The organism is Micromonospora sp. NPDC003197 (assembly GCF_053590565.1).
This window is the reverse complement of record NZ_JBSFTE010000020.1, coordinates 77890-104679: the sequence shown is the minus strand read 5'-3', so window position 1 is coordinate 104679 and position 26790 is coordinate 77890. Positions and strand designations below refer to the sequence as shown.

Sequence of the window (26790 nt, the reverse complement as noted above, 5' to 3'; positions counted from 1 at the left end):
GCTGCTGGGCCGCTCCCCGATGCCCGGCATGCTGCTGCGCCGCTCCCCGACGCCCGGCCGGGTCCGGCGTCGGACGCGACGGCCATCACCCCGGTCGTGCCGAGCACGGGTAACCCCCGACCGCCAGGGCCCGCGCCGATGCCGAGCGCGGCGCGCCGCGCCGCTCCGGTGCCCCGCCCCGAGGATCCGGGTGCCACTGGTGTCCTCCCGGCCTACCGGGACCCGGCCCGACCGCCGGCGGACCACGAAGCTGGCCGGCACGCCCCGGTGCCGCCGTCGGATCGCCGGTCGACACCCGGCCGTGTCCGCCCGGCTCCACCTGCCGGCGCAGTGCCGCCCGACACAGTGTCACCTGGTCGGGTTCCGCCGCCTGACATGCCGCCATCCGGTCCGGTCCCAGCATCCGGTTCGGTCCCGCCGCCTGGTCGGGTTCCGCCGCCAGGGCAGGGGCGAGCTGCGTCGCGTCCGGTAGCTCCGCCGGCCCCGCCGTCCCCGCCAGCTCGATCGTCGGCACCGGGCCCTGGACCGGACAGGCTGGACGGTCCAGCCGGTGGCCGGACCGTGGCGCGTCCCGCAGGTCCGGTGCCGCCGGGCGGGCCCGTGTCGATGGGCGGACCTGCGCCGACGGGCGGACCTGTGCCGCCCGGCGTACCACCGCGTGGTGCCGCAGCCGTAGGCGCGGCACGACCGGGTGGACCCGTACCGTCGCGTGAGTCGGCCCCACCCCGCGATCTTGTCCCGGTGCCCCGCCCGGCTGGGCCGGGACCGGTTACCCGGGCCGCCGCATCCGTTCCGGCCGCAACCGGTGTCGGAGGTGCCCGCCCAGATCTGGCTGGACCGCCCGGCAGCGGGCCCGACGCCGACCCGCGTCCGGGGCGGACGGCTCTGCCTGCGGTGCCGGCAGACGAGGAGAGGACCGACGAGACCCGCCCCGCCACCGGGCTCGGGACGCTGCGGGTCGCCCGCTCCGAGATCCGTCGCCAGATGCGCGAACGGCGACGGGTACGGGTCACCGTGGTGGTCATGATCAGCCTGCTGGTGCTCGCTGCGCTGCCGCTCTACTTCGGTGTTCGGGCCGCTATGCGGGATCCGGTGTTCAACTCACTGGATCAGTTGGACGTGCCGGCCTGGGCGGCGGTCGAGACGGTCGACGACGTCAGCGGCAGTCGGTGGTGTCTACAGGAATGCCGTTATCGGGAACGCACCGCGCAGTCCGAGCGGGCTACGGCCGAGACAGCACCGGTCTATGAGAAGGCGCTGGCCGCAGAGGGTTGGCAACCGTGGAAGGTGCAGTTCTGCCCGGACCAGCCGGTGCGGACGGAGCTGCCCGGCCGGTACACCTGCTGGAAGCGTGACGAACTGACGCTCGACCTGTGGGTCCGGGACGCCACCTGTGCCATCGAAGCCACCCCGGACGCCCCTGCGGTGGAGCCAACGGAGGGGGCAGCGCCTCCGGCAGCGGAGTGCACGGGTTCCCTGGTCTCGATCAAGGTGCGGAACGCCATCGCCGACGATCGGACCGGCCCGAGGCCCAGCACCGACCCTTCGCTTACCGGTGTGGACCCGGATCCGGTCTATAGCGACGATCCACTGGGCGATTTGACACCCTCACCGTCCTGAGCCGGCAGCGATCACAGAGGGTAGGGTCTGTCGGTGACGCGAAGTGGGGTGTTTGGCGGTCGGTGACCGACTGCCGCGCAGCCACGATACCGGGCCCGACCGGGCCCGGTCGCGTACTTCGAGACTGTGTGGGTGGAGGAGACAGGCGTGCAAGCTGGAGAGATCGCTGCGCTCGTCGCGGCTGGGGCATTCCTGATGCTGGTGCTCGTGCTGGCTGTGCCGATCCTGCGGTTGCGGCACACGGTCGATGCGGCGACCCGGACGATCAACGACCTGAACGACCAGACCGGCCCGCTGCTGCACAACGTCAACACGACGGTGGAGAACATGAACATCGCCGTGACGCAGGTCCACACCTCGCTGGACGGGGTCAACATCCAACTGGCCAAGCTCGACACGATGACCGGGCACGCCCAGAACGTGACCGCCAACATCGCCAACCTGACCACCGTGGTCTCCGCTGCGGCGGCGAACCCGCTGGTCAAGGTCGCGGCCTTCGGGTACGGCGTACGGCGGGCCACCGCCGCCCGCCGCAACGCCGAGGACGAGCGTGAGGTACGCGCCACGCTCAAGCAGCAGCGTCGGGCCGCCAAGCGGGGCACCGCCAACTGAAACCGCCCGGGTGTGGCGTACCCGCTGGGTGCGGCACTCCGGCATGGAGGAAGGATGAGGCCATGAAGCGGCTGCTGTGGTTGGGCGTCGGGCTCGCCGTCGGCGCGTTGGTCGTCCGGAAGCTGACCCGCACCGCCCAGGCGTACACCCCGGGTGGCATCGCCACGTCACTACAGGAATCGGCTGGCGGGGCAGTCGATGAGTTGCGTAGCTTCTGGGCAGACGTTCGGGATGGCATGGCCGAGCGCGAACAGCAGATCCACGAGGCGTTCGCCGAGGGGGTCGCGTTCGACGACCAGTTCGCTGAGCTACGCGAGGACCCGCGCATCGGCGATCGACAGATATTTGGAGAGGGACAGCGGTGAAGACAGCGGAGATCAAGCGGCGCTTCCTGGCGCATTTCGAGGCCAACGGTCATACCGTGGTGCCCTCGGCTCCGCTGCCCGCCATCGACGATCCGAACCTGCTGTTCATCAACGCCGGCATGGTGCAGTTCGTGCCCTATTTCCTCGGGCAGCAGACTCCGCCGTTCCGCACCGCGACGAGCGTGCAGAAGTGCATTCGTACGCCGGACATCGACGAGGTCGGCAAGACCAGCCGGCACGGCACGTTCTTCCAGATGAACGGCAATTTCTCGTTCGGTGACTATTTCAAGGCCGGGGCGATTCCGCTGGCCTGGGAGCTCTCCACCAAGAGTGTCGGCGAGGGCGGTTTCGGGCTCGACCCGGAGCGCATCTGGCCGACGGTCTACCTCGACGACGACGAGGCGTACGAGATCTGGCGCTCGGTCGGGGTGCCGGCCGAGCGGATCGTGCGCCGGGGGAAGAAGGACAACTACTGGTCGATGGGCATTCCCGGCCCGGCCGGTCCCTGCTCCGAGCTTTTCTACGACCGGGGCCCGGCCTACGGCCGTGAGGGCGGGCCGGAGGTCGACGAGGACCGGTACATGGAGTACTGGAACCTCGTCTTCATGCAGTACGAGATCACCGATGTGCGGAGCAAGGAGGAGTTCCGGATCGTCGGTGACCTGCCGGCCAAGAACATCGACACCGGCATGGGCCTGGAGCGGATGGCCTCCATCCTCCAGGGCGTCGACAATCTCTACGAGATCGACGAGGTGCACCCGATTCTGAGCCGCGCCGCCGAGATGACCGGCAAGCGGTACGGCGCGCACTCCGGCCAGGTGGCGAGCGAGTCGCACCCGGACGACGTACGCCTGCGGGTGGTCGCCGACCACGTGCGCACCGCGCTGATGCTCATCGGTGACGGCGTGGTTCCGAGCAACGAGGGCCGGGGCTACGTGCTGCGCCGGATCATGCGCCGCTCGATCCGGGCGATGCGGCTGCTCGGTTGGCAGGGGCCGGCGCTGCCGGAGCTGCTGCCGGTGGCCCGCGACTGCATGTCGCCCTCCTACCCGGAGCTGGCCACAGAGTTCCAGCGGATCTCGCAGTACGCGTACGCGGAGGAGGAAGCGTTCCTGTCCACGCTGCGGGCGGGTACGACGATCCTGGACACGGCGATCGCCGAGACCAAGTCGGCGAATAAGCCGGCGCTCTCCGGTGACAAGGCGTTCCAGCTGCACGACACGTACGGCTTCCCGATCGACCTGACCCTGGAGATCGCGGCCGAGCAGGGGCTGACGGTCGACGCCGACGGTTTCCGCCGGCTGATGGCTGACCAGCGGGCCCGGGCGAAGGCCGACGCGAAGGCGCGTAAGACCGGTCACGTGGACCTCTCCGCCTACCGCAGCGCGCTCGACGCGGGCGGTCCGGTGGAGTTCACCGGCTACACCGAGGTGTCCCGGGAGTCTCGGGTGCGTACCGTGCTCGCGGCCGGCGGCGCGGTGCAGGCGGCGGGCGAGGGGGAGATGGTCGAGCTGGTGCTCGACGCCACCCCGTTCTACGCCGAGGGCGGCGGTCAGCAGCCCGACCTGGGGCTGATCTCGGTGGGCGGCGGGCAGGTCGAGGTGCTCGACGTGCAGCAGCCGATCCCGGGGCTGATCGTGCACCGGGCGCGGGTGGTGCGTGGCGAGGTCCGTACCGGGGAGACCGGGTTCGCGGAGATCGACATCACGCGGCGGAAGGCGATCTCCCGGTCGCATACCGCGACCCACCTGGTGCATCAGACGATGCGCAACTTCCTCGGTGAGTCGGCGACCCAGGCCGGTTCGCTGAACGCCCCGGGCCGGCTGCGGTTCGACTTCAACACCCCGACCGGGGTGTCGCCGAGCGTGCTCGCCGACGTCGAGCAGCAGGTCAACGAGGTGCTCTTGGCCGACCTGGAGGTGAACGCCTTCATCACCAGCCAGGAGGAGGCGCGGCGGCTCGGCGCGATGGCGCTCTTCGGCGAGAAGTACGGCGAGGAGGTCCGGGTCGTCGAGGTCGGTGACTACGCCCGGGAGCTGTGCGGTGGTACGCACGTGTCCCGCTCCGGCCAGCTCGGCCTGGTGAAGATCCTCTCCGAGGCGTCGATCGGTTCCGGCGTACGTCGGGTCGAGGCGCTGGTCGGCATCGACGCGTTCCGGTTCCTGGCCAAGGAGCACCTGCTGGTGTCCCGGCTGGCCGAGCTGTACCGGGTGCCGAGTGAGCAGGTGGCTGACCGGGTGGAGCAGACCGTGGCGCAGCTGCGTGACGCGGAGAAGGAACTGGAGAAGCTGCGCGCCCAGATGGTCCTCGGCGGTGCGGCGGCGCTCGCCGCGCAGGCCAAGGATGTGCGGGGCACCGCGTACGTGGGCACCGAGGCGCCGGAGGGCGCGGCCGGTAACGACGTACGGACCCTGGCGCAGGAGATCCGGGGCAAGATCGACCCGGCGCGGCCGGCGGTGGTGGCGGTGGCGGCCCGCTCCGGCGGCAAGGCGTCGCTGGTGGTGGCGGTGAACGCGGCGGCCAAGTCGCGCGGCCTGTCGGCGGCGGTCCTGGTCAAGGCGGCGCTCTCCGGTCGGGGTGGCGGCAACGCCGACCTGGCCCAGGGCGGTGGCCTGCCGGCCACCGAGGCGCCGAACCTGCTGATCACGGTCGAGAAGGCAATTTCCGAGGCGTGACCTTCGGTCTGGTTGATCTAGGGCAAATCATTGTGGTTGGATCTGGTCCACAATGATTTGCCCTAGATCGTATTCAGCTCTGGATGGTACGGATTGAGCGACTTTTCGCCTGGAGTGCGACTAGGTGTCGACGTCGGAAAGGTCCGGGTCGGGGTTTCCATCTGCGATCCGCACGCGATTCTGGCCACGCCCCTGGTGACCCTGCCTCGGGACCTGACCGCCGCTGACGACGTACTTCCGGCCGACATTCGGGAACTCGCCCGACTCGTGACCGAGCACGAGGCGGTCGGAGTGGTGGTCGGCCTACCGGTGACCCTGGCGGGCGGGCACGGGCCGGCTGCGGCGCACGTCAAGGCGTACGCTGACCGACTGGCGGAGGCCATCGTCCCCGTACCGGTGGTTCTTGTAGACGAGAGGATGTCAACGGTTGTCGCATCTCGTAGGCTGTCCGAGCGGGGCGTACGAGGACGGCGGCAACGAGCGGTGGTCGATCAGGCGGCCGCAGTGGAGATTCTGCAGAGCTGGCTGGATGCGCAGCGGAGGCGGACGTGATGATCGACGAACTTGAGCTCGCTTTCGACGAGTCGGACAAGGGCCGACATCGGCGCAGCGCGCAGCGCAAGCGAAACAAGAAGCAGCGCGGCGGGCGCGGCAAGACGGTCTTCGCCCTGATGATGGTGCTCGTCCTACTGGGCGGTCTGGGTGGGGTCGGCTGGTACGGCTTCGACCGATTCCAGGGCTACTTCATGACGCCGGACTACGAGGGCGGCGGCACCGGCGAGGTGATCATCGAGGTCAAGCAGGGTGACCTCGCCGCCGACATTGCCAACACTCTGGTCGAGGCCGGCGCGGTCAAGAGCGCCAAGGCGTTCATCAAGGCCGCCGACGGCAACTCCCGCAGTCAGGGTATTCAGCCGGGGTTCTACAAGGTGCGCAAGGAAATGAGTGGCGAGACGGCGCTCAGCCTCCTGCTCGACCTGAAGAACAAGATCGTGAAGGGGTTCACCGTCCCGGAGGGGCGGACCGTCAAGGGGACCTTCAAGGTGCTCTCAGAGCAGACCAAGATCCCGATTGCCGAGTTCGAGGCGGCAGCCAAGGACCCGATTGCGCTTGGCGTGCCGGACTGGTGGTTCAAGCGCACCGACGGCAAGAAGGAGTTGCGGTCGGTCGAGGGTTTCCTCTTCCCGGACACCTACGAGTTTCCGCCGAACCCAACCGCCGAGGGCATTCTCAAGGAGATGGTCAACCGTTTCCTGACTGTCACCGGTGAGATGAAGTTCGCCGATGAGGTGCAGGCCAAGCGGGGCGGAATCAGCCCGTACGAGGCGTTGATCGTGGCGTCGTTGGCGCAGGCCGAGGCAGGGAACAAGGACGACCTTGGCAAGGTGGCGCGGGTCGCCTACAACCGGGCCTACAGCGAAACTTTCCCCTGCAAGTGCCTGGAGATGGATGTCACAGTCAACTATTACCTGGAGTCCATCGGTAAGGAAACCAAGACCTCCGGGCAAATGACCGAATCCGAACTGCTCGACGAGAAGAGCCCGTACAGCCGCAAGTTGCGGGGCATGATTCCGACGCCGATCAACAACCCGGGCAAGGACGCGTTGCAGGGCGCGATGGACCCGCCGCCCGGCAAGTGGCTGTACTTCGTGGCGATCGACAAGGAGGGCCACTCCGAGTTTGCCGAGACCTATGAGCAGCACCAGCGCAACGAGGACAAGGCGAGGAAGGCCGGAGTCATTCCGTGACGGAGCTGCGTCGGGCGGCGGTGCTTGGTAGGCCGATCGGGCACTCACTGTCTCGGTGATCCACACCGCGGGTTATGCGGCGGCGGCGCTCGCCGGCTGGTCGTACGTGGCGATCGAGTGTGCCGAGGCCGAACTGCCGGATCTGGTGGCTGGCCTCGGCCCGGAGTGGGCCGGGCTGTCGCTGACCATGCCGCTGAAGGAGGTGGCGCTCGACGTGGCCGACGAGGTCGCGCCGGTCGCCGCCACCGTCGGTGCCGCCAACACCTGTACGACCTGCATCGGCGATCTCTCATACTTGTCGGGAGCAGGGTGTGGCAGGCAGACGTGCCTTTCGTTATTGTTTTTAATCTGATGCTGCGTCCATCGCCTTTGTTGCTTAGCGACTTGCAAGTTGAAAGAATCTGCGCTTGCGAATTGTAGATGCGGGAACCGTGGATGCGGTAAACTCACGCTTACCGCATCCATGGAAGGTTGCGATGCTAGTCGCCGACGACGTCAGCGCCGGGTGGGATTTGGGAGATTCGTATACAGCCTAGCGCGACGTATCGAAGGGTGAGGCTGTATCCAACCTTCAGCCACTTATTGCTTGTGACGCCATTGCAGGTGTAGGAGTCGCCAGTTGTGACGCCTGTGCTGCCCTTATTGCAGTCACCAGTGGCTGGGTACCAGCAGGTCACCCACTGGCCCTGCCCCATTTGGGCTATCGCGGTATAGGTGGAGCCGGGGCCGGTGCGAATTCTGACGCCGTCGTTACCAGCGCTTGGGGTTGCTCCAGCGTTTAGGGTGCTGGCTGCAGCTGCGGGCTGAATCCATGCTCCGAGAGAGATGAGAGCGCCGGCTAAGGCGACAACTCCCAGTTTTCGTAGACGCACATCTCCTCCGTTCTTGGACGTGCATTTATGTAACCACATGTGTTGATCAGACTGCAAGGGGTTGCTTGTGTTGTGAGTCTGGGTTATCGTTGCCTCGCCGGTTATCCGGGGGTACCGTGCCTATTGCGTGGAGTGAACTAGCTTTGTGGATAGGCTCTGGGTTTTGTGGAAATCTGTTTGGTTCCAACCGCTATTCGAATAGCGGTATGTATGCAAAATATGGAACTTCGGCGGTTGGTCTCCTGTGGGGTATGCCTGATGGGCTTTATTATCGCGTCATGCGAATGGGATCGTCTGAGATGACGAAGCTGCGTCGGGCGGCGGTGCTGGGTAAGCCGATCGGGCACTCGCTCTCGCCGGTTATCCACAACGCGGGCTATGCGGCAGCCGGGCTCGCCGGCTGGTCGTACGTGGCGATCGAGTGTGCCGAGGCCGAGCTGCCGGATCTGGTGGCTGGCCTCGGCCCGGAGTGGGCCGGGCTGTCGCTGACCATGCCGCTGAAGGAGGTGGCGCTCGACGTGGCCGACGAGGTCGCGCCGGTCGCCGCCACCGTCGGTGCCGCCAACACCCTGGTACGCCGCCCCGACGGCTCCTGGTACGCCGACAACACCGACGTCGGCGGCATGGTCCGGGTGCTGACCGAGGCGGGGGTGGCTGACGGTGTGATGGTCACCGTGCTCGGTGCCGGTGGCACCGCCCGGGCCGCGTTGGCCGCTGCCGCGCAGCTCAAGGCGGCCGGGCTGACCGTGGTGGCCCGCCGGCCCGAGGCGATCGACGAGCTGCGCCCGGCCGCTGCCGCGTTGGGCATACCGCTCTCCGGCGCGGCCTGGTCGGACGCCCCGGTCCATGCCACCGCCGATGTGGTGATCTCGACCGTGCCGAAGGGCGTGGCCGATCCGCTGGCCGGTCAGGTCACCTGGCGACCGGAGACGGTCTACTTCGACGCCCTCTACGACCCGTGGCCCACCCCGCTCGCCGCCTCGGCGGCTGCCGCCGGCTGCCGGATCGTCTCCGGTCTCGACCTGCTGCTGGCCCAGGCGGTCGGCCAGTTCGAGCTGTTCACCGGCGTTGCTGCTCCGGTGTCGCAGATGCGTACGGCGTTACTGGCCGGTCGCGCCACCAACTGAGGAATGCTCCCCGGTCTCGGATCGATATTCGTGGGTCGAGGGGATATTGAAGCCCTGCCCTAGGGTAATCGTGTGGCGATGGGTGGATATCGGCTCGGTGTCGATTTCGGTACCTCTTCAACGGTGGCGATGTTGTCGGGTCCGGACGGGCGGGCGAAGCCGTTGCTGTTCGACGCGTCGCCGCTACTGCCGTCCGGGGTGTTCGCTGGACCAGGCGACACGCCACTGCTGACCGGGGCAGATGCGGAACGTGCCGCGTTGACCGACCCGGCCGGTTTTGAACCCAACCCGAAACGGCGTATCGACGACGGGGTGATCTGGCTCGCCGAGCGGGAGGTGGCCGTCACCGACGCGATTGCCTCGGTGCTGACTCGGGTGAGCGCCGAGGCGCGTCGGGTGGCCGGCGGCCCACCAGGTGAGGTGGTGTTCACGCATCCCGCCGGATGGAGCCGTACGCGACTGGGTGTCCTGGCCGCCGCCGCCGATCGGGCGCAACTCGGTGAATGCCGCTTCGTCGCCGAACCGGTCGCTGCGGCCGCCTACTTCGCCGACGTCCTCGGCCGGGATCTGTCGGTGGGGCAGTGCCTTGTCGTCTATGACCTCGGTGCCGGCACCTGCGACGTCAGCATCGTCCGTCGTACCGGGGGTGGGCTTGAGGTGGTGGCCACCGCCGGCCTCGACGACGTGGGCGGTCTTGACCTCGACGCCGTGATCGTTGCCCACGCCCGCTCGCTGACCACGGAAAACACCGACGCATGGCGGCGGCTGAACTGGCCGCAAACCCCCGCCGACCAACGTGCCCACCAATCGCTGTGGCGGGACGCCCGGGCCGCGAAGGAACAACTGTCCCGCCACGTCACCGCCGACCTGCACATCCCGCTCGTCGACACCGTCATCCACCTCACCCGGGACGAGTTCGAAACCGCCGCCCGCCCCCATCTGGACCGCACCACCGAACTCACCACCACGCTTCTGGGCGACGCCGGCATCCCCAGGGAAGACATCGTCGGGGTGTTCCTGGTCGGCGGCTCCTCCCGCGTACCCCTCGTCGCGTCCCTGCTGCACCGCACCCTGCGGATCGCCCCCACCGCCCTCGACCACCCCGAACTCGTCGTCGCCGAAGGCGCCCTCCATGCCCTCACCGAGGCCACCCGCCCGTCGGCCGAACCCACTCCTCCGACAAGCGCGACCCCGGCGCCCTCGGCCCAAGCGACCCCGATACGGCCGACAAGCGCGACCCCGGCACCCCTGGCGAGCGGGACCTCAGCACCCCCGATGGACAGCCCCACCATTGGCAACGCCCACCAAGCCAATCGTTGGCGGCCCCGAACCCCTCGCGACCGAGCCGTCGTCGCCGGTGCCGCTGCCTTGGTAGTAGTGATCGTCGCCGGGTTGTGGATCTTTCTGCCCGCCGAGCGACCGGATCGGGCCGGCGGTCAGCCGCAGGCCACCGTCACCGACCAGAACCCGCCGGCCACCGCCACCCCCACCAGCCAGAATTCGCCGCAGGCCACCCCCACTGCCACCCCCACGGACCACACCGACACTGTCCAGGATGTGGCGTTCAGCCCGGACGGTAAGACCCTCGCGACGGCCAGCAACGACAACACCGTGCGGCTGCGAGATGCCGGTACCGGAGCAACCAAGGTTGTCATCACCGGTCACACCGACAGCGTCTTCGACGTGGCGTTCAGCCCGGACGGTAGAACCCTGGCTTCCGCCAGCGGTGACGACACCGTGCGGCTGTGGGACGTGAGGACCGGAGGATTCGCCGGCATCCTCACCCACACCGGCTTCGTCAGCACCGTGGCGTTCAGCCCCGACGGGAAGACCCTCGCCTCGGCCGGCAGTGACCGGACCATACAACTGTGGGACGTGACTACCGGCAAATCCACCGCTACCCTCACCGGTCACGACGGCGTCGTCGACGGCGTGGCATTCAGCCCGGACGGCAAGACCCTCGCCTCCGCCAGTTGGGACTACACCGTACGGCTGTGGGAGGTGAGCAGCGGCAACCCCATCGCCACTTTCACCGGCCACACGTACATGGTCGAGAGTGTGGCGTTCAGCCCGGATGGGAAGACCCTGGCTTCCGCCAGCGGTGACGACACCGTGCGGTTGTGGGATGTGGCCGGCCGCAGGGCCGCCGCCACCCTCCGGGGCCCCGACGGTTTCGGCGACGTGGCGTTCAGCCCCGACGGAAGGACCCTTGCCACCGCCGGCCGTGACGGAGTCGTACGGCTGTGGAACGTAGCGACCCGCAAGACCACCACCACCTTCACGCACGCCGGGTACGTCACCAGCGTGGCATTCAGCCCCGACGGCAGGACCCTCGCCAGCGGCAGCACCGACGAAACCGTACGGCGGTGGAAGCTCGGCACCTGACCGTGGTCGTCCGCAGGGCGGGACGGTGTGACCGGTGCGTGGTACCGGACCATGCCCGTGACAGACTGACCATCGTGTTGCGCTGGCTGACCGCAGGTGAATCCCATGGCCCCGCTCTCGTCGCTCTCCTGGAGGGGGTACCCGCCGGGGTGGAGGTGACCAGCGCGGAGATCGTCCGTGAGCTGGCCCGCCGCCGGCTCGGCTATGGCCGGGGCGCGCGGATGTCCTTCGAGCAGGACGAAGTCGAGATCATCGGCGGAATTCGGCACGGGGCGACCCTGGGCAGCCCGGTCGCGATCCGGGTCGGCAACTCCGAGTGGCCCAAGTGGCAGACCGTGATGGCCGCCGACCCGGTCGACCTGGACGAGTTGGCCGGGCAGGCGCGCAACGCGCCGCTGACCCGGCCCCGGCCGGGCCACGCCGACCTGGCCGGCATGCAGAAGTACGGCCACACCGACGCCCGGCCGATCCTGGAACGGGCCAGCGCCCGGGAGACCGCCGCCCGGGTGGCGGTCGGCACGGTGGCCAAGGCACTGATCCGGCAGACCCTCGGCATCGAGATCGTCTCGCACGTGACCGAGCTGGGGTCCGTCGCCGCCCAGCCGGGCCTGCGTCCCCGCCCCGAGGACGCCGAGCGGATCGACGCCGACCCGCTGCGCTGCCTCGACCCGGAGGCGAGCAAGAGGATGGTCGCCGAGGTCGACGCGGCGAAGAAGGACGCGGACACGCTCGGCGGCATCGTGGAGGTGCTCGCCTACGGCGTACCGCCGGGGCTGGGCAGCCACGTCCAGTGGGACCGCAAGCTCGACGCCCGGCTGGCCACCGCGCTGATGTCCATCCAGGCGATCAAGGGCGTGGAGATCGGCGACGGCTGGCAGCAGGCCCGCTCCCGGGGGTCGGTCGCGCACGACGAGATCGTGCCGACCGAGACCGGGGTACGCCGGGTCACCGACCGGGCCGGTGGTCTGGAGGGCGGCATCACCACCGGCGAGCCACTGCGGGTACGGGCGGCGATGAAGCCGATCTCCTCGCTCAACCGGGCGCTGTCCACGGTGGACGTGACCACCGGCGAGCCGGCGACCGCGATCAACCAGCGCTCCGACGTGTGCGCCGTGCCCGCCGCCGCGGTGGTGGCCGAGGCGATGGTCGCCCTGGTGCTGGCCGAGGCGGCCACCGAGAAGTTCGGTGGCGACTCGGTCGCCGAGATCCGCCGCAACCTCACCGGCTACCTGGAAAACCTGGTGATCCACTGATGGCCCCGGTCTGCGTACTGGTCGGAGCACCCGGTTCGGGCAAGACGACCACCGGTCGGGCGCTGGCCGCCGCGCTCGGCGTCGACTTCCGGGACACCGACCAGGACATCGAGACGACCGCTGGCAAGCCCATTCCCGAGATCTTCATCGACGAGGGGGAGGAGCACTTCCGTACCCTCGAACGGGCTGCCGTGGCCACGGCGCTGGCCTCCTTCGACGGGGTGCTCGCCCTCGGCGGTGGGGCGATCCTGGCCGAGGAGACCCGGGCGGCGCTGGCCGGACACACCGTGATCCACCTGTCGGTGGAGTTGACCGACGCGGTCCGCCGGGTGGGGCTGGGCGTGGGTCGCCCGCTGCTGGCGATCAACCCACGCGCCACCCTCAAACACCTGCTCGACCAGCGGCGACCGCTCTACGAGCAGGTCGCCACCAGCACCGTCGTCACCGACGCCCGTAGCACCGAGCAGATCCTCGACGAGATCCTGAGCATCCTCAAGCGCTAGCACCCATCATTCGTCGCCCGGTGCTATCCGGCGGCGATCGCGGTGAGGATGTCGGTGCGTGCCGCCCGGCGGGCTGGCCACACAGCAGCGACCATCCCCACCAGCATCATGCCGGCCAGCGCGACACCGAACACCGGATACGGCACCATCAGCCCCCACAACGGACGGTCGAGGATCGCATGTTGCAACACGGCCCCGACCACCAGCCCCACCAGGATGCCGAGCAGCCCACCGTAGAGCGAGAGCACCATGCTCTCCCAGCGCACCGTGCCTCGGACCAGTCGCCGGGACGCGCCGATCGCGCGTAGCACCCCGACTTCCCGGGTGCGCTCCACCACCGCCAGAGCAAGCGTGTTGACCACGCCGAACACCGCGATCACGACCGCCGTACCGAGTAGCGCGTAGAGCACGGAGAGCATGAGCGCGAAGGGGGCGAGCACCTGCTCGATGCTGCCCGCGCGATCGGTCACCACCACGTCCGGCCGGTCCGCGAACGCCGTGTCGAGGGCGGAGCGGACGGCTGCCGGGTCGGGGCCGGTGGCGTACGCCGCGTGGATGTAGTCGCGGAACCGCTCCGGTACGACCGCGACATCCACCACGATGCCGGTGAGCACCTCCGAGGTCCGGTACGTACCGACGACGGCCACCTCGACGCTGCTCTCCTTGTCGTACCGGATGGTCAGCCGGTCACCCGGTCTGATGCCCAGCTCCCGGGCCCGGTCGGCGGGGACCAGTGCGCCCCGGGTCAGATCGGCAGAGCCTGCGGTGATCGGCGGAGTGAGCGCGGTGCCCACTCCAGCTGGTTCGATGGCGCTGATCGTCGCCCCGAACCGGGCAGGCCCGTGCGTCACCTCCCCGGCCGCCCAGCGGACCGCCCCGACCTGGGCGACCCCGGTGGTCGACGTGATGGTGTCGACGGTGGTCTCGGCAAGGCCAATGCCGGAGGAGGGGGACCGCACCACGGTCGTGGTGGCCGGCACGGTGTCCCGGACCGGCTGGGCGGTCGCCACCCTGAGGGTCTCGCCGACCGTCGCGAACGTGCAGATCAGCGCCAGGCCGAGCATCAGCGCCGAGGTGGTGGCGGCGGTACGGCGCGGGTCACGTGTGGTGTTGCCGATGGCGAGCCGGACGGCGGGACCGCCACGGCGATCGGCCCACCGGGACATCGGACGCAGCGTGCCGACCACCAGCATCGGGGCGAGCAACAGCACACCGATCCAGGCGCTCAGTGCGCCAGCCACGGCGAGGACCCGCTGCCCGCTGGACAGCCCGGTCCCGGCGGTCGCCGCTACCGCTGCCAGCCCAGCGACCAGGGCAGCTCCGCCCAGGTTTCGGCGCGTCTTCAACGACCGGCGGGGCAACCCGGCGTCGGTACGCAGTGCGGCGATCGGCGGTACGGCGGCCCCTCGGCGGGCGGAGCCGTACGCGGCGGCCACCGTCACGAGGATTCCGACCGCGTACCCCGCCGCGATCGCCGTCGGCGACACCGCGACCATCACGGACTGACCGGCTGGCCGGAGTAGGTGGAGGGCAACGACCCCGATGCCGATTCCGAGGGCCAGGCCGACGGTGCCGCCGATCAGGCCGACGAGGCCCGCCTCGGCGAGCACCGCCCGCCGTATCTGTCGGGGGCTCGCGCCCACCGCCCGTAACAGCGCGAACTGTCGAACCCGCTGCGCGACCAGCATGGTGAAGGTGTTCGCGATCACGAACGTGCCCACCAGTAGGGCCACGGCCGCGCACCCGAGCAGCAGGTTACGCGCCATGGCGGTGTCCCGCTCGGCCTGCTGGTTCGCCACCGCCCGCAACTCTGGCCCGGTTCCAACGAGGTAGCGGTCTGCGCCGAGTAGCTCGTCGACCGCCTGGGCGACCGAGCGTGGGTCCATGCCGGTGGCCAGGGTCAGCTCGACCCGGTCGATGCTCCCCCCGAGCAGGTTCCGGGCGGTGGCCGGCTCGTACGCCGCGACCGGTGTCTCCTCGCGGGCGATGGGCCGGTACAGGTAGAGCCCGACGAGTGTGGCGTGGTGGGAACTGCCGTCGGCAAGGATCACCCGGGGAGCGTCCCCGATTCGCAGCCCCGCCTCGGTGGCGGCCCGCTCCTCGATGGCGACTTCACCGGCACCGGCCGGCGGACGGCCGGAGAGCAGATGGAACCGGGATGAGCCGTCCCAGTTCGTGCCGCCGCGTTCCGGCGCAGCGGTGACAAGCTTGCCGGTGCTTCCCACGAGGGCGGCCCGCCCGATGAACACCGTGGCAGCGTTCGTCACCCCGGGTAGCTTCGCCAGCCGGTCCCGGTCGGCCTCGGTGAGCTTCGCCCCACCCCGGCCGACGGTCTGAACCGCCACCCCGATGTCGTGGCGTCTCTCGCCACCGGCCACGGTCTGAGCGTTGGAGTCGGAGATCACCCAGGTGGCGACCACGAACGCGACACCGAGCACGACAGAGAGGAGGGTCATCGCCAGGCGGGTACGGTGCGCCCGCAGGTCCCGCAGCATTGCCCGGAGCATCAGCGCCCCACCGCCGTACGGCTGGCCGTGGGGATGTCGGCATCGCCCTGAGCCAGGGTTGGCGTCTCCAGACCCTTCATCCGGTCGAGGACCAGGTCTGCCGTGGGTGCGGACAACTCGTCGACGAGAGCGCCATCGGCGAGGAACAGCACCCGGTCGGCGTAGGCGGCGGCGGTCGGGTCATGGGTCACCAGCACCACCGTCTGGCCGAGCTCGTCGACGCCGCGCCGCAGGAAGGAGAGCATCTCGGTGGAGGACCGGGAGTCCAGCGCGCCGGTGGGCTCGTCGGCGAACACCACCTCGGGGCGGGTGATGAACGCCCGGGCGCAGGCCACCCGCTGCTGTTGTCCGCCGGAGAGTTCACTTGGCCGGTGCCGCAGCCGGTCACGTAGCCCGAGGGCGTCGACGATCGTGTCGAAGAACCCCGGGTCGCGGGAGCGGCCGGCCAGGTCCAGCGGGAGGGTGATGTTCTCCATGGCGGTCAGCGTCGGGAGCAGGTTGAACGCCTGGAAGACAAATCCGATTCGGTCCCGCCGCAGCTGGGTGAGCGCATGATCGTCCAGGGCGGACAACTCGGTGTCCCCGACCCAGACCTGTCCCTCGGTCGGGGTGTCCAGGCCAGCGGCGCAATGCATCAGGGTCGACTTTCCGGAACCGGAGGGGCCCATGATGGCGGTGAGTCGACCACGGCCAAACTCCACCGTCACTGCGTCCAGGGCTCTTACCGGGGCGGCTCTCGAACCGTCGTACACCCTGGTCAGCTCTTCGATCCGGACCGCTGCCGAGGTAGTCGTGTGCGTCATGATCGAAAATCTGGCGAGTCCGGGCGGCAATCGGATCATGAGAACGTCGACCGGTGACCGCTACTTAAGTCGTAACGGGAGCCACCGGCCTGCGACCTTCGGAGTGGGGAGCCGACAGCGGCTCCGCCTAGGCTCTGGGCGTGGAGGAGCAGGCGGAACAGGCCATTGGTGGTCTGGTGTGGGCACGGCTCGGCCAGGTGGTCCGCTGGTTGTTGCCCTGGACGGTCGCGCTCGCCGCCGTCGGTCTCTGGTTCGTCGCACCGCAACAGTCACCGGTTGCGGCGGCGGCCGGTAATCCGGCTGTCATGGCACCCCAGCCGCCGGAGTTCCTGCTGATGCTGTCGTTCGCGTTGGCGACCGGGGTGGCGGTGCTGGTACGGCATCGGTGGCGCTGGCCACTGTGGGCGCTTGCGGTGGCGGGTTGGTTCGGGTTTTCCGCCTGGACCGGACTGGTGGTCGCCGTCTTTGCCATGGCGGAGACGACCCGACGCCGGGCCGAACTGGCGGCGCTGCTCGGGGTGGCGGCCGTTACCGTCTTCCTGCCGATCTGGCTGGGCCTTGCCGTCGACGAAGGTGTGGCACTGGCGATCCTGCCGGCGCTCGCGCTGACCCTGCTCCTGGTGGGGGTGCCGGCCCTCGCCGGGCTCTGGCTCGCCGCCCGGCGGCTGGTGATCGCCGGTCTGCGGGACCGGGCGGCTCGGGTGGAAAGCGAGCAGTTGGCCCGAGCGGAGGCGGCGCGGGCCGAGGAACGGGCCCGGATCGCCCGGGAGATGCACGACGTACTGGCCCATCGGGTGAGCCTGATGGTGCTGCACGCCGGAGCGTTGGAGGTCAATGCCAGCGACGAGCGAACCGTGTCGGAGGCGGCGCTGATCCGCACTACCGGCCGGGAGGCGCTCGCCGAACTGCGGGAGGTGCTCGGCGTCCTACGTTCCGCCCGGACCGAGACGCCACAGCCCTTGACGCCACAGCCCTTGACGCCACAGCCCTTGATGCCACAGACCCTGATGCCCCAGCCCACCCTGGCCGACCTCGACCTGATGCTGGCGAGGTCGCGGGCGGCCGGCATCACGGTCGTACGGCATGACGAGGGCGACGTTTGCCCGCTTCCCTCCACCGTCGAGCGGACCGGCTACCGGGTGGTGCAGGAGGCACTGACCAATGTCGCGAAGCACGCCGTCGGCGCTTCGGTGGATGTCGTCGTACGGCAGCTTCCCGGTGCGCTGGAGATCGGCGTACACAACGGTCCTCCGACGCAGCCGAGGGCCGGGGCGGTGCTGCCCGGCAGCGGACTCGGACTGGTGGGACTGCGGGAGCGGGTCGAACTGCTCGGCGGGCAGTTCCACGCTCGGCCCCGACTCGACGGCGGCTTCACGGTGCTGGCCCGCCTACCGTTGCCCGCGATGAAGGAGTTGACGTGATCCGAGTGCTTCTGGTCGACGACGAGATACTCGTACGCTCCGGGCTTCGGATGATCCTGGAGGCGTCCGGGGACATTGCCGTGGTCGCCGAGGCCCGCGACGGCGCCGACGCGCTCGTCGCCGTCCGTCGTCACCGTCCCGACGTCGTGCTGATGGACGTACGGATGCCTGGCACGGACGGGATCGCGGCTGCCGCCGCCCTGCATCGGCTGCCCGACCCGCCACGGGTGATCATGTTGACCACCTTCGACCTTGACGAGTACGTGCACGCGGCTCTGCAAGCCGGTGCGGTCGGATTCCTGCTCAAGGACACGCCGCCCCGGGATCTGGCCACCGCGGTACGCGCCGTCGCCGCCGGCAACGCCATGCTCGCACCCACTGTCACCCGGCGGCTGATCTCCGCCTTCGCCGGCCACCGCGCGGCCGAGCCGGATCGCGCCCGGGCCCGGCTGGCGGAACTCACCAGCCGAGAGCAGGACGTGATCCGGGCGGTCGCCCGAGGTCTGTCCAACGCCGAGGTGGGGCGGGCGCTGGGGATGAGTGAGGCGACGGTCAAAGCGCACGTCAGCCGATCGTTGGCCAAGCTCGGCCTGACCAACCGGGTGCAGGCCGCGATCCTGGTGCACGACGCCGGCCTGGGCTGACCGCTGTCGGGGCGGGCGGGCCCTCGACAACGGTCAGCACAACTCATGCCTGCTGCCTCAGCTACTCACACCTGCTGCCTCAGTTGGTCGCGTCGCTGGTGATGCGGTCGAGCAGTTCGGCGAGCCGCGTGGGCTCGCTGAACATCGGCCAGTGGCCGGTTGGCAACCCGTGGACCTCGGCACCGGCCAGCCCGGCGAAGAACGGGTGCCCCTGCGCGATCATCTGGCGGGCCACCTCGGCCGGAAACGTGCAGGCGATCAGCGCGGTCGGCACCGGCCGCCCGCCGCTGACCCGGACCGGGTCGGTGGCGGTACGCACCGGCTGCGGCGTGCTGCGGGCGCGCAGCAGCGCCAAGGTCACGTCGTCCAGCCCGACGTAGTTCTCCGGGTCCTCGTCCGGCTTCCAGGCCGGCGGGGGCAGCAGGTGACCGTCGCCGATCAGGGCTCGCAGCCGTTCCTGCTCCTCCGGCGGGTTGGTGTCGAACTGCGCGGTGCCGTCGGGCAGCGGGCCGCTGTCGACGTAGACCATCCGGGCGATCCGCTCCGGGATCCGGTCGGCAGCCTGGGCAGCCGGCATTCCGCCGCCGGAGTGGGCCACCAGCACCACGTCCCGCAGGTCCTCGGCCTCGATCAGCCGGACGATGTCGGCGGTGTGGGTGTCCAGGCCGACGTCCGGGGTGGCCAGATGCGACCGGTCGGCCAGACCGGTCAGCGTCAGCGGATGTACGTCGTGCCCGCCGGCGCGGAGCACCGAAGTGACGTCCCGCCACGCCCAGGCGCCGAGCCAGAAACCGGGAACCAGTACGAAGGTGCTCATCTCGATCTCCTTGATCGCGTTGCTGTCGAATAGAACGTAGAGTTGAATCCGGACAGATCCCGCCCGGATTTGGAGAGTGCTCTGTGTCACATCCCGCCGCCCGGGTGCTCGGCATGCTTGAGCTGCTCCAGAGCCATCCCCGGCTTACCGGCGCTGAGCTGGCCGAACGCCTCGATGTCGATGAGCGCACCATCCGCCGCTACGCGACGACCCTGGCCGATCTGGGCATCCCGGTCGTTGCCGCCCGGGGCCGGTACGGCGGTTACCGACTGTTGCCCGGCTACAAACTTCCGCCGCTGATGCTCACCGACGACGAAGCGGTGGCGGTGCTGCTCGGGCTGATCGCCGCCGAACGGATCGGCCTCGGCACCGAGGCGCCCGCCACCGCGCTCGCGCAGGCCAAGATTCGTCGGGTGCTGCCCACCGCGTTGGCCGAACGGCTCTCCGCCGTACAGGAGACGCTCGGCTTCACCCTGCACCCGCGTACGGCGCTGCACCGGCCGGCGACCGCGATCCTGCTCGCCCTCGGGGCCGCCACCCGATCCCGGCAGCGGGTCACCATCGACTACCGGTCCTGGCGGGGTGGACAGTCCCGGCGGGACCTCGACGCGTACGGACTCGTCTTCCATTCCGGCCGTTGGTACGTCACCGGCCACGACCACCAGCGTGACGAGATCCGCACGTTCAGGTTGGACCGGATCACCGCCGTCGAACCGGGGCGGGAGAGTTTTACCGTGCCGGACGGATTCGACCCGGTCGGCCACGTCACCCGCTCCCTGGCCGGGGTGCCCTACGCCTGGGAGGTCGAGGTGCTGCTGGAAACCGACCTCACCGAAGCCCGGCGTCGGGTACCGCCCAGCGTGGCCGAGCTGACCGAGGCACCGGGCGGCGTGCTGTTCCGGGCCCGCGCCGAACACCTCGACGGGATGGCCCAGATGCTGGCGGGTCTCGGCTGGGACTTCACCGTCGTACGCCCCGCCGAACTGCGGGCCGCCGTCGCCATGTACGCCACTCGGCTCGCCGCCCTCGCCCAGCGAGGGGTCAGTGTGCCCGCCCAGCAAGTGTCCAGTGTGCTCGGTCATAGTCGACCGGTTGGGGAATCAACTGGTTCGGCATAGCTTTCGATCAAGCAGATGGATGGCTGGCACACAACGGGGAGGCCCAGGCCAATGCGCGCAGTGGTGATGGACGAGTTCGGCGGTCCGGAGGTGCTCCGATACCGGCAGGTGGCCGACCCGGTCGCCGGCCCCGGGCAGGTGCTCGTGGCGGTGGAGTACGCCAGCATCACCTTCGTCGAGACCCAGGTACGGGCCGGTCGGGGGCCGGCGGCCCTCAACCGGCCGACGCTGCCCCGGGTGCCCGGCAACGGGGTCGGCGGCCGGATCGTCGCCGTCGGACCGGACGTCGACCCGGCACTGGTCGGTACGACCGTGGTGACCACCACCGGCGGCGAAGGCGGGTACGCCGAACTCGCCCTGGCCCGGGTCGAGGACACGGTCCCGGTTCCGGCCGGGCTGGCACTGCGGGACGCGACCGCCCTGCTGGCCGATGGTCGTACGGCCCTCTGGCTGCACCGCCGCGCGCAGGTGCAGCCCGGCGAGTGGGTGCTCGTGGAGGCTGCTGGCGGCGGGGTGGGCAGTCTCCTGGTGCAGCTCATGGTCGACTCCGGTGCTCGGGTGATCGGTGCCGCCGGCGGTCCGGGCAAGAGTGAGCTGGTGGCCTCGCTCGGTGCCGTCGGTTACGTCGACTACTCGACGCCCGGCTGGTCCGGTCAGGTCGTCGAGATCACCGGGTGTGCCGGGCTTGATCTCGTCCTCGACGGTGTCGGCGGCGACGTCGTCGTCGAGGCGGTCACCGCCCTGCGCGACGGCGGCCGGGTGCTCAACTACGGGATGGCCAGCGGATTGTGGTCCGCCCTCGAGGCCCCCGACCTCGCCGCCCGTTCGATCACCATCGTCGGTGGTGCGCCCCTGACTCCCGCCGAGGCGCAGGCGCTCAGCAGCGAGGCGCTTGCCCTGGCTGCCGCCGGCCGGCTGCGGCCGACCATCGGCCAGATCCTCCCGCTCGCCGAGGCAGCGGCGGCCCACGCCGCCATCGAGGCCCGCGCCACGACCGGCAAGACGCTGCTCGTCCCCGACCGGTCCGCCGGCCGATCGGCGCACTAGGCTCTGGGGCGATGGACGAGGTGACCCGGATCCCGGTTGGTGGCGAGCGGCCTTACGAGGTGCTCGTCGGTCGTGACCTGCTCGACGCGTTGCCGTCGCTGGTCGGCGGGGCGGCGCAGGTGGCCGTACTGCACGCCGCACCGCTGAAGGCCCGTGCCGACGAGGCCGCCGAGGCGCTGGCGGCAGCCGGCGTACGACCGACGTTGATCGAGGTGCCGGACGCTGAGGCAGGCAAGACCATCGAGGTCGCCGCAGCCTGCTGGGATCGGCTCGGCGAAGCCGGGTTCACCCGTACCGATGCGGTGGTCGGAGTCGGCGGCGGTGCGGTCACCGACCTGGCCGGTTTCGTGGCCGCGAGTTGGCTGCGCGGGGTGCGTTGGGTGCCGGTGTCGACGTCGCTGCTCGGCATGGTCGACGCGGCGGTCGGCGGCAAGACCGGCATCAACACAGCGGCTGGTAAGAACCTGGTCGGGGCGTTCCACCCGCCGGCCGGGGTGCTGTGCGACCTCACCACCCTGGAGACCCTGCCCCCGATCGACCTCACCGCCGGCCTGGCCGAGGTGGTCAAGTGCGGCTTCATCGCTGACCCGGCCATCCTCGACCTGATCGAGGCGGACCCGGCGGCGGTCACCGACCCGGCCAGTCCGGTGCTGCGGGAGCTGGTCGAACGCGCGGTCCGGGTCAAGGCCGACGTGGTCACCGGTGACCTGCGCGAGTCGGGTCGCCGCGAGATCCTCAACTACGGTCACACGCTGGCCCACGCGATCGAGAAGGTCGAGGGCTACCGCTGGCGGCACGGTCACGCGGTGGCGGTCGGACTGGTCTATGCCGCCGAGCTGGCCGAGCGCGCCGGCCGGCTCGGCGACCCCGACACGGTTGCCCGGCACCGGCGCGTACTGGAGAGTCTGGGACTGCCCACCGCCTACCGGGCCGACGCTTGGCCGGATCTGCTGGCCGCGATGCGCGTCGACAAGAAGGCCCGGGGCGCGCGGTTGCGTTTCGTCGTACTGGATGGGTTGGCCCAACCGTCCATCCTGGCCGGTCCGGACGACACACTGTTGCATTCCGCGTACGAGGAGAGCGTGGCCAGCTAGCAGTGAGCGCGAGGAGTGAGCGTAGCGAGCCCCGCAGTCGCGAACGAAGGAAAGAACCATTATGAAGACGTATGTGCTCAACGGGCCCAATCTGGGGCGGCTCGGCACCCGGCAGGTGGACGTCTACGGGCTGGTCAGCTACGCCGGGTTGGTCGAGCTGTGTCAGGCCAGCGGCGCGGAACTCGGCCTGGACGTCGAGGTACGCCAGACCGACGCCGAGCACGAGATGCTCGCCTGGCTGCACGCGGCAGCCGACGAGCAGGCAGCGGTGGTGCTCAACCCGGGTGCCTGGTCGCACTACTCGTACGCGGTCCGGGACGCCTGCGCGCTGCTGCGCGGCCCCCTGGTCGAGGTGCACATCTCCAACATCCACGCCCGGGAGGAGTTTCGGCACCATTCGGTGGTCTCCGCCGTCGCGACCGGGGTCATCTGCGGGCTCGGGGTGAACGGCTATCGGCTGGCCCTGGCGCACGTCGCGCACCTGGCGCAGGCCGACGAACCGACGGTAGGACGAGGCTGACCGGGTAACCCGAGCCAGCGGCTACACCGTCCGGCCCAGTAGACTTGTCAGGTCTGTCCGCCAATTGAAGATCAAGGCAGGAAATGGCCACCACCAACGACCTCAAGAACGGTTTAGTACTCAACCTCGACGGCGAGCTGTGGGCCGTCGTGGAGTTCCAGCACGTCAAGCCCGGCAAGGGTGGCGCTTTCGTGCGCACCACGCTCAAGAATGTGCTGTCCGGCAAGGTCGTCGACAAGACCTTCAACGCGGGCACCAAGGTGGAAACCGCCACCGTCGACAAGCGCACCATGCAGTACCTCTACGCCGACGGCGAAGACTACGTCTTCATGGACCTGGAGACCTTCGACCAGATCCAGGTGCCGGGCGGGACCGTTGGCGAGGCCGCCAACTACCTGCTGCCCGAGGCTGAGGCGATCGTCGCGACGCACGAGGGTGTGCCGCTCTACATCGAGCTGCCGACCAGCGTCGTGTTGGAGGTCACCTACACCGAGCCGGGCCTTCAGGGCGACCGCTCGACCGGCGGCAACAAGCCGGCCACGGTCGAGACCGGGGCGACCGTGCAGGTTCCGCTCTTCATCACCACCGGTGAGAAGATCAAGGTCGACACCCGCGACGGCCGTTACCTCGGCCGATCCTGATGGCGGAGGGGCCCAAGTCACAGATGCCCGCTCGCCGCAAGGCGCGCAAGCGGGCGTTGGACGTCCTCTACGAGGCCGACCTGCGTGACCTCCCGCCGAAGCAGGTGCTCACCGGTTACGTACAGCGGCTGGAGTTGCCGCGTCCGGAGCACCTGGAGTACGCGGTGGGGCTGGTCGAGGGGGTGGCGGCGCATCTGGACCGTATCGACGAGCTGATCGCCAGCTACGCCGAGGGCTGGACGCTGGAGCGGATGCCGGTTGTGGACCGCAACCTTGCCCGGATCGCCGTCTACGAGCTGCTCTATGTCGACGAGATCGACGATGCGGTGGCGATCAGCGAGGCGGTCGAGTTGGCCAAGCAGATGTCGACCGATGATTCACCTCGATTCCTCAACGGCATCCTCGGCCGGATCGCCGAGTACGCCACCCGGTAGTACTCGCTACTGTCCGGTTTCCTACCGGATGCGCTCCTCGGGTTGTTCCCGACACACTGAGTAGCTACGGTGATCGCGGCTTGCAACCGGCAGGACGCGAACGGGGATCTGATGCAGCAACAATCCGGGGAACCCTCCCCGGCGGTGGCCATGGTGCGTCTGCGGGACGAGATGTTGGCGCTGGCCGGTCAGCTCAAGGCCGCGTCCAGCGCCACGACGCAGACCTTCACCGGCAAGGACGACACCGGCAGCGTACGGGTCACGCTCGACCCGGCCGGTCGTCCCGGCGAAGTAGTGGTCACAGCGGGTTGGCGCGACTCGGCGGCTGGCCGGGACGGCCTCGCCGAGGCGGTACGCCAGGCGTGGCGGGCTGCGGTCAGCGCCCGTCTGACGGCGTGGAGCGAGGCGGTGGAGAAAACTTCCCCGCCCGCTCCGACCGTTGGAGTCGAACAATCAGCCAGCACCGATCTGCCTGTCGATGCCGTCCCCGGCGACCCGCTGGACTACCGCGCACAGAGCAACCTGTCTGGCCTCACGTCACTGCTTGCCGACGCCGAGGCTGCCCTCGACGAGCTGTCAGCGATCAGTGCTGTCGGCAAACCGGCCACGGCGGAGGGGCACAGCCCCGGCCGCGAGGTCACGGTGACCATCGCCGATGGCGAGTTGATCGAGCTGCGCCCCGAGAGTCGGTGGCTGGCTGACGCGGCTCCGGCGACCATCGGCCGCATGATCCACGCCGCGCTCGTCGATGCGTACCGCAACCTCGACCAGAGTCAGGTCCGTGCCCAACCGGCCGCCCTGCGGGAGTTGGTCGAGTTGACCAATGATCCAGTCGCCCTGATGCGCACCGTCGGCCTGCTCCGCGACTAAGGAACGGGGAACCCCCATGCCGCCACCCGATGGTCTGACCGAGGACCAGCTGAAGGTCGCCACGGACGCCCTTCGCAAGGACGCGAAGGAATGGATCCGCTGGTCCCACACCCTCTACACCGCGTCTCAGACTGCTGCCAGTCTCACCCTGCGCGACGGTGAGATGTGCGTCCTGAGCGAGATGATCGGCCTGCCCGACCTGTACGCGGCGGTCCAACAACAGGCGGCCGAACTCGCCCTGGCAGGGGCGCGGAGCTTCGTCGACGTGTCGGATGCGCTGCTTCTTGCCGCGCGTTACTACGACGAGTCGGACCAGAACGCGAGCCAGCGACTGACACCACGGTAGGGAGACGATGTGACCATCGCGATGGCCGTACCGGTCGTCATCACGAAGTTCGACGAGCTGGAAGAGCAGGTACGTCGGTTGCTCGCTCGACTGTCCGCGGGCATCGACCGGGTGATCGACACCGCCCGTGGGTCGACCCGCCTGCTGCCCAACGCTGCTCAGGTCGACGCGCTCTGTGTGCGGTTGCGGGAGTTCTGGGAGCAGGTCCGCCAGGGGATCAAGCGAGCGCTGGAGCCGGTGGGCAAGCCGTGGACGGTGTGGGAAACCGGGGCTGCGTGGGCGGAGAAGTTCGCCGGCCCGCTCAGCGCGCATGTGGGCGAGATGAACGAGCTTCATCTGAGCGCCGACTACGAGTGGGACGGCCGGGCCGCCGAGATGTACGCCGCAGCGACCAGCCGACAGAAGGAAGCACTCGCCGCGTTACAGGGGATCGGTAACGACCTGCACACCTCGCTCGGTCATGTGGCGGTGGCGATCTGTGCCCTCTGGGTCACCGTTGCCGCTGCCCTGCTGGTGACATGTGCCGGCCTTGCCGCCGCAGGGGTGTCCGCCGGCACTGGGGTCGGGGCTCCAGCGGCGATAGGACTGGTGATCTCGTCTTTGGTGGCCTTAGCCCAGGGGGTCGCGGCCGGCATTACTGCCTTCATGCTGACTGTTGAGCGGGCCAACGACGCCATGACCACCCTGCGGAGCCGGCTGCTCGACAAGAGCGCCCTCGACGGCGGCCAGTGGCCGGCCTCCAAGAGCGAGCGTTACCGGGACGGCGCGTCGTGGAAGTTGGCGCAATGAATTGGCCAACCGAGCCCCCGGCGCGCGGTGTTCAAGATCTACGGGCGTTCCCGCAACGACTGCAAGGGTGGCGGGTGTTCCACCTGGTCACGGGAGGAATCGGCGTTCTCATCGCCTTGGGCGGGGTGCCGTCGGGCATCGGCTCTGCCCGAATACTGCTTCCGCTGAGCTTTATCACGTTTGGACTGTCGGGGATGATCCTGCTGTTGGTGGGCCTGAGCCGAGCGATTGCGGCCATCGATGCGACTTCTTGGACTGTTTCCCAAACTGGCCTCTCGGCAGCGAGAAACTATTCCTGGGCAGCCGGTCTGGTCCTGTTCGCCGGCTTTCTTGCCCTGCTGACCGCTGCCCTGATCCAGTCCAGGATCTCGTTCTACCTGCTACTCGTGATACCACTGGGCCTTGTTGCGGCGATTGGTGCGGTTGCTGGCGGATCCTTTGGGTGGGACTACCACCGGCTTGCGAAATGGCATCGTGAAGCTCCGCCCGACATGCTGCGGACGCTGCCACCGGAATTTCCCCCGCTCGCACCGAGGGTTGTTCCGTTCTAAGCGTCTCCTGACGGATGTGGACGGATGC

Annotated in this window: 26 protein-coding genes and 1 pseudogene; 23 read left to right on the top strand and 4 right to left on the bottom strand. The window is 69.3% G+C overall.

Going from position 1 to position 26790, the window contains the following annotated elements:
- Positions 1–85: 85 nt before the first annotated feature.
- Entirely contained in the window at positions 86–724 is a 639-nt protein-coding gene (locus ACWDV4_RS21500) for a hypothetical protein (protein WP_449981506.1), read from the bottom strand.
- A 260-nt stretch (positions 725–984) separates the two neighbouring features.
- Here ACWDV4_RS21500 and ACWDV4_RS21495 point away from each other — a divergent pair, with 260 nt between their 5' ends.
- The 11 genes and pseudogenes from ACWDV4_RS21495 (at position 985) to ACWDV4_RS21445 (ending at position 13160) form a co-directional block, all read left to right on the top strand.
- Positions 985–1620, top strand: coding sequence for a hypothetical protein (locus tag ACWDV4_RS21495; protein ID WP_449981551.1), 636 nt, complete (start codon positions 985–987; stop codon positions 1618–1620).
- A gap of 147 nt (positions 1621–1767) precedes the next feature.
- Positions 1768–2232, top strand: a complete 465-nt coding sequence (locus tag ACWDV4_RS21490) for a DUF948 domain-containing protein (RefSeq protein ID WP_449981505.1) — start codon at positions 1768–1770, stop codon at positions 2230–2232.
- Between the two features lie 62 nt (positions 2233–2294).
- On the top strand, positions 2295–2597 hold the full coding sequence (locus ACWDV4_RS21485) for a hypothetical protein (RefSeq protein ID WP_449981503.1): 303 nt from the start codon (positions 2295–2297) through the stop codon (positions 2595–2597).
- Entirely contained in the window at positions 2594–5272 is a 2679-nt protein-coding gene (gene alaS, locus ACWDV4_RS21480; protein WP_449981501.1) for an alanine--tRNA ligase, read from the top strand. The genes ACWDV4_RS21485 and alaS overlap by 4 nt, the downstream gene beginning before the upstream one ends.
- A gap of 93 nt (positions 5273–5365) precedes the next feature.
- Positions 5366–5824: a Holliday junction resolvase RuvX gene (gene ruvX, locus ACWDV4_RS21475; RefSeq protein WP_449981499.1), complete on the top strand. Its 459-nt coding sequence runs from the start codon at positions 5366–5368 to the stop codon at positions 5822–5824.
- Positions 5824–7020 carry an endolytic transglycosylase MltG gene (mltG, locus tag ACWDV4_RS21470; protein WP_449981497.1) on the top strand — a complete coding sequence of 399 codons (1197 nt, stop codon included), beginning with the start codon at positions 5824–5826 and terminating at the stop codon, positions 7018–7020. Before ruvX ends, mltG begins: the two co-directional genes overlap by 1 nt.
- 20 nt (positions 7021–7040) lie before the next feature.
- Positions 7041–7285 (top strand): annotated as a pseudogene (locus ACWDV4_RS21465) (shikimate dehydrogenase); the annotation flags it as partial.
- Between the two features lie 906 nt (positions 7286–8191).
- Positions 8192–9019, top strand: coding sequence for a shikimate dehydrogenase (locus ACWDV4_RS21460; protein WP_449981495.1), 828 nt, complete (start codon positions 8192–8194; stop codon positions 9017–9019).
- 129 nt (positions 9020–9148) lie between these two features.
- On the top strand, positions 9149–11404 hold the full coding sequence (locus ACWDV4_RS21455) for an Hsp70 family protein (protein ID WP_449981549.1): 2256 nt from the start codon (positions 9149–9151) through the stop codon (positions 11402–11404).
- A gap of 74 nt (positions 11405–11478) precedes the next feature.
- A complete protein-coding gene (gene aroC / locus ACWDV4_RS21450) occupies positions 11479–12657 on the top strand; it encodes a chorismate synthase (protein WP_449981547.1) in 1179 nt (392 codons plus the stop codon).
- On the top strand, positions 12657–13160 hold the full coding sequence (locus ACWDV4_RS21445) for a shikimate kinase (protein WP_449981493.1): 504 nt from the start codon (positions 12657–12659) through the stop codon (positions 13158–13160). The genes aroC and ACWDV4_RS21445 overlap by 1 nt, the downstream gene beginning before the upstream one ends.
- Positions 13161–13183: 23 nt before the next feature.
- Here the strand turns inward: ACWDV4_RS21445 and ACWDV4_RS21440 are convergent, their stop codons facing one another.
- On the bottom strand, positions 13184–15667 hold the full coding sequence (locus tag ACWDV4_RS21440; protein ID WP_449981491.1) for an ABC transporter permease: 2484 nt from the start codon (positions 15665–15667) through the stop codon (positions 13184–13186).
- A complete protein-coding gene (locus ACWDV4_RS21435) occupies positions 15667–16470 on the bottom strand; it encodes an ABC transporter ATP-binding protein (RefSeq protein WP_449981489.1) in 804 nt (267 codons plus the stop codon). Before ACWDV4_RS21435 ends, ACWDV4_RS21440 begins: the two co-directional genes overlap by 1 nt.
- A gap of 140 nt (positions 16471–16610) precedes the next feature.
- Between ACWDV4_RS21435 and ACWDV4_RS21430 the strand changes: the two genes are divergently transcribed.
- Both ACWDV4_RS21430 and ACWDV4_RS21425 read left to right on the top strand, forming a co-directional pair.
- Positions 16611–17891, top strand: a complete 1281-nt coding sequence (locus ACWDV4_RS21430; protein ID WP_449981487.1) for a sensor histidine kinase — start codon at positions 16611–16613, stop codon at positions 17889–17891.
- On the top strand, positions 17888–18535 hold the full coding sequence (locus tag ACWDV4_RS21425) for a response regulator (protein WP_449981485.1): 648 nt from the start codon (positions 17888–17890) through the stop codon (positions 18533–18535). The genes ACWDV4_RS21430 and ACWDV4_RS21425 overlap by 4 nt, the downstream gene beginning before the upstream one ends.
- Before the next feature lie 79 nt (positions 18536–18614).
- Here the strand turns inward: ACWDV4_RS21425 and ACWDV4_RS21420 are convergent, their stop codons facing one another.
- Positions 18615–19352 carry an alpha/beta fold hydrolase gene (locus ACWDV4_RS21420; protein ID WP_449981483.1) on the bottom strand — a complete coding sequence of 246 codons (738 nt, stop codon included), beginning with the start codon at positions 19350–19352 and terminating at the stop codon, positions 18615–18617.
- Between the two features lie 83 nt (positions 19353–19435).
- Here ACWDV4_RS21420 and ACWDV4_RS21415 point away from each other — a divergent pair, with 83 nt between their 5' ends.
- The 10 genes from ACWDV4_RS21415 (at position 19436) to ACWDV4_RS21370 (ending at position 26762) form a co-directional block, all read left to right on the top strand.
- A complete protein-coding gene (locus ACWDV4_RS21415) occupies positions 19436–20470 on the top strand; it encodes a helix-turn-helix transcriptional regulator (protein WP_449981481.1) in 1035 nt (344 codons plus the stop codon).
- Between the two features lie 51 nt (positions 20471–20521).
- Positions 20522–21517: a zinc-binding dehydrogenase gene (locus ACWDV4_RS21410; RefSeq protein WP_449981479.1), complete on the top strand. Its 996-nt coding sequence runs from the start codon at positions 20522–20524 to the stop codon at positions 21515–21517.
- An 11-nt stretch (positions 21518–21528) separates the two neighbouring features.
- Positions 21529–22611 (top strand): 3-dehydroquinate synthase, encoded by a 1083-nt coding sequence (gene aroB, locus ACWDV4_RS21405; protein WP_449981477.1) that lies wholly within the window; start codon positions 21529–21531, stop codon positions 22609–22611.
- Between the two features lie 61 nt (positions 22612–22672).
- Positions 22673–23131, top strand: a complete 459-nt coding sequence (gene aroQ / locus ACWDV4_RS21400) for a type II 3-dehydroquinate dehydratase (RefSeq protein ID WP_449981475.1) — start codon at positions 22673–22675, stop codon at positions 23129–23131.
- A gap of 83 nt (positions 23132–23214) precedes the next feature.
- Positions 23215–23772: an elongation factor P gene (gene efp / locus ACWDV4_RS21395; RefSeq protein WP_449981473.1), complete on the top strand. Its 558-nt coding sequence runs from the start codon at positions 23215–23217 to the stop codon at positions 23770–23772.
- A gap of 23 nt (positions 23773–23795) precedes the next feature.
- Positions 23796–24206, top strand: coding sequence for a transcription antitermination factor NusB (gene nusB, locus ACWDV4_RS21390; RefSeq protein WP_449981472.1), 411 nt, complete (start codon positions 23796–23798; stop codon positions 24204–24206).
- 111 nt (positions 24207–24317) lie between these two features.
- A complete protein-coding gene (locus tag ACWDV4_RS21385; RefSeq protein WP_449981470.1) occupies positions 24318–25076 on the top strand; it encodes a hypothetical protein in 759 nt (252 codons plus the stop codon).
- A gap of 16 nt (positions 25077–25092) precedes the next feature.
- Positions 25093–25422, top strand: a complete 330-nt coding sequence (locus tag ACWDV4_RS21380) for a hypothetical protein (RefSeq protein WP_449981468.1) — start codon at positions 25093–25095, stop codon at positions 25420–25422.
- Positions 25423–25431: 9 nt separating this feature from the next.
- Positions 25432–26211 (top strand): hypothetical protein, encoded by a 780-nt coding sequence (locus tag ACWDV4_RS21375; protein WP_449981466.1) that lies wholly within the window; start codon positions 25432–25434, stop codon positions 26209–26211.
- A gap of 74 nt (positions 26212–26285) precedes the next feature.
- Entirely contained in the window at positions 26286–26762 is a 477-nt protein-coding gene (locus tag ACWDV4_RS21370; protein ID WP_449981464.1) for a hypothetical protein, read from the top strand.
- Positions 26763–26790 lie beyond the last annotated feature (28 nt).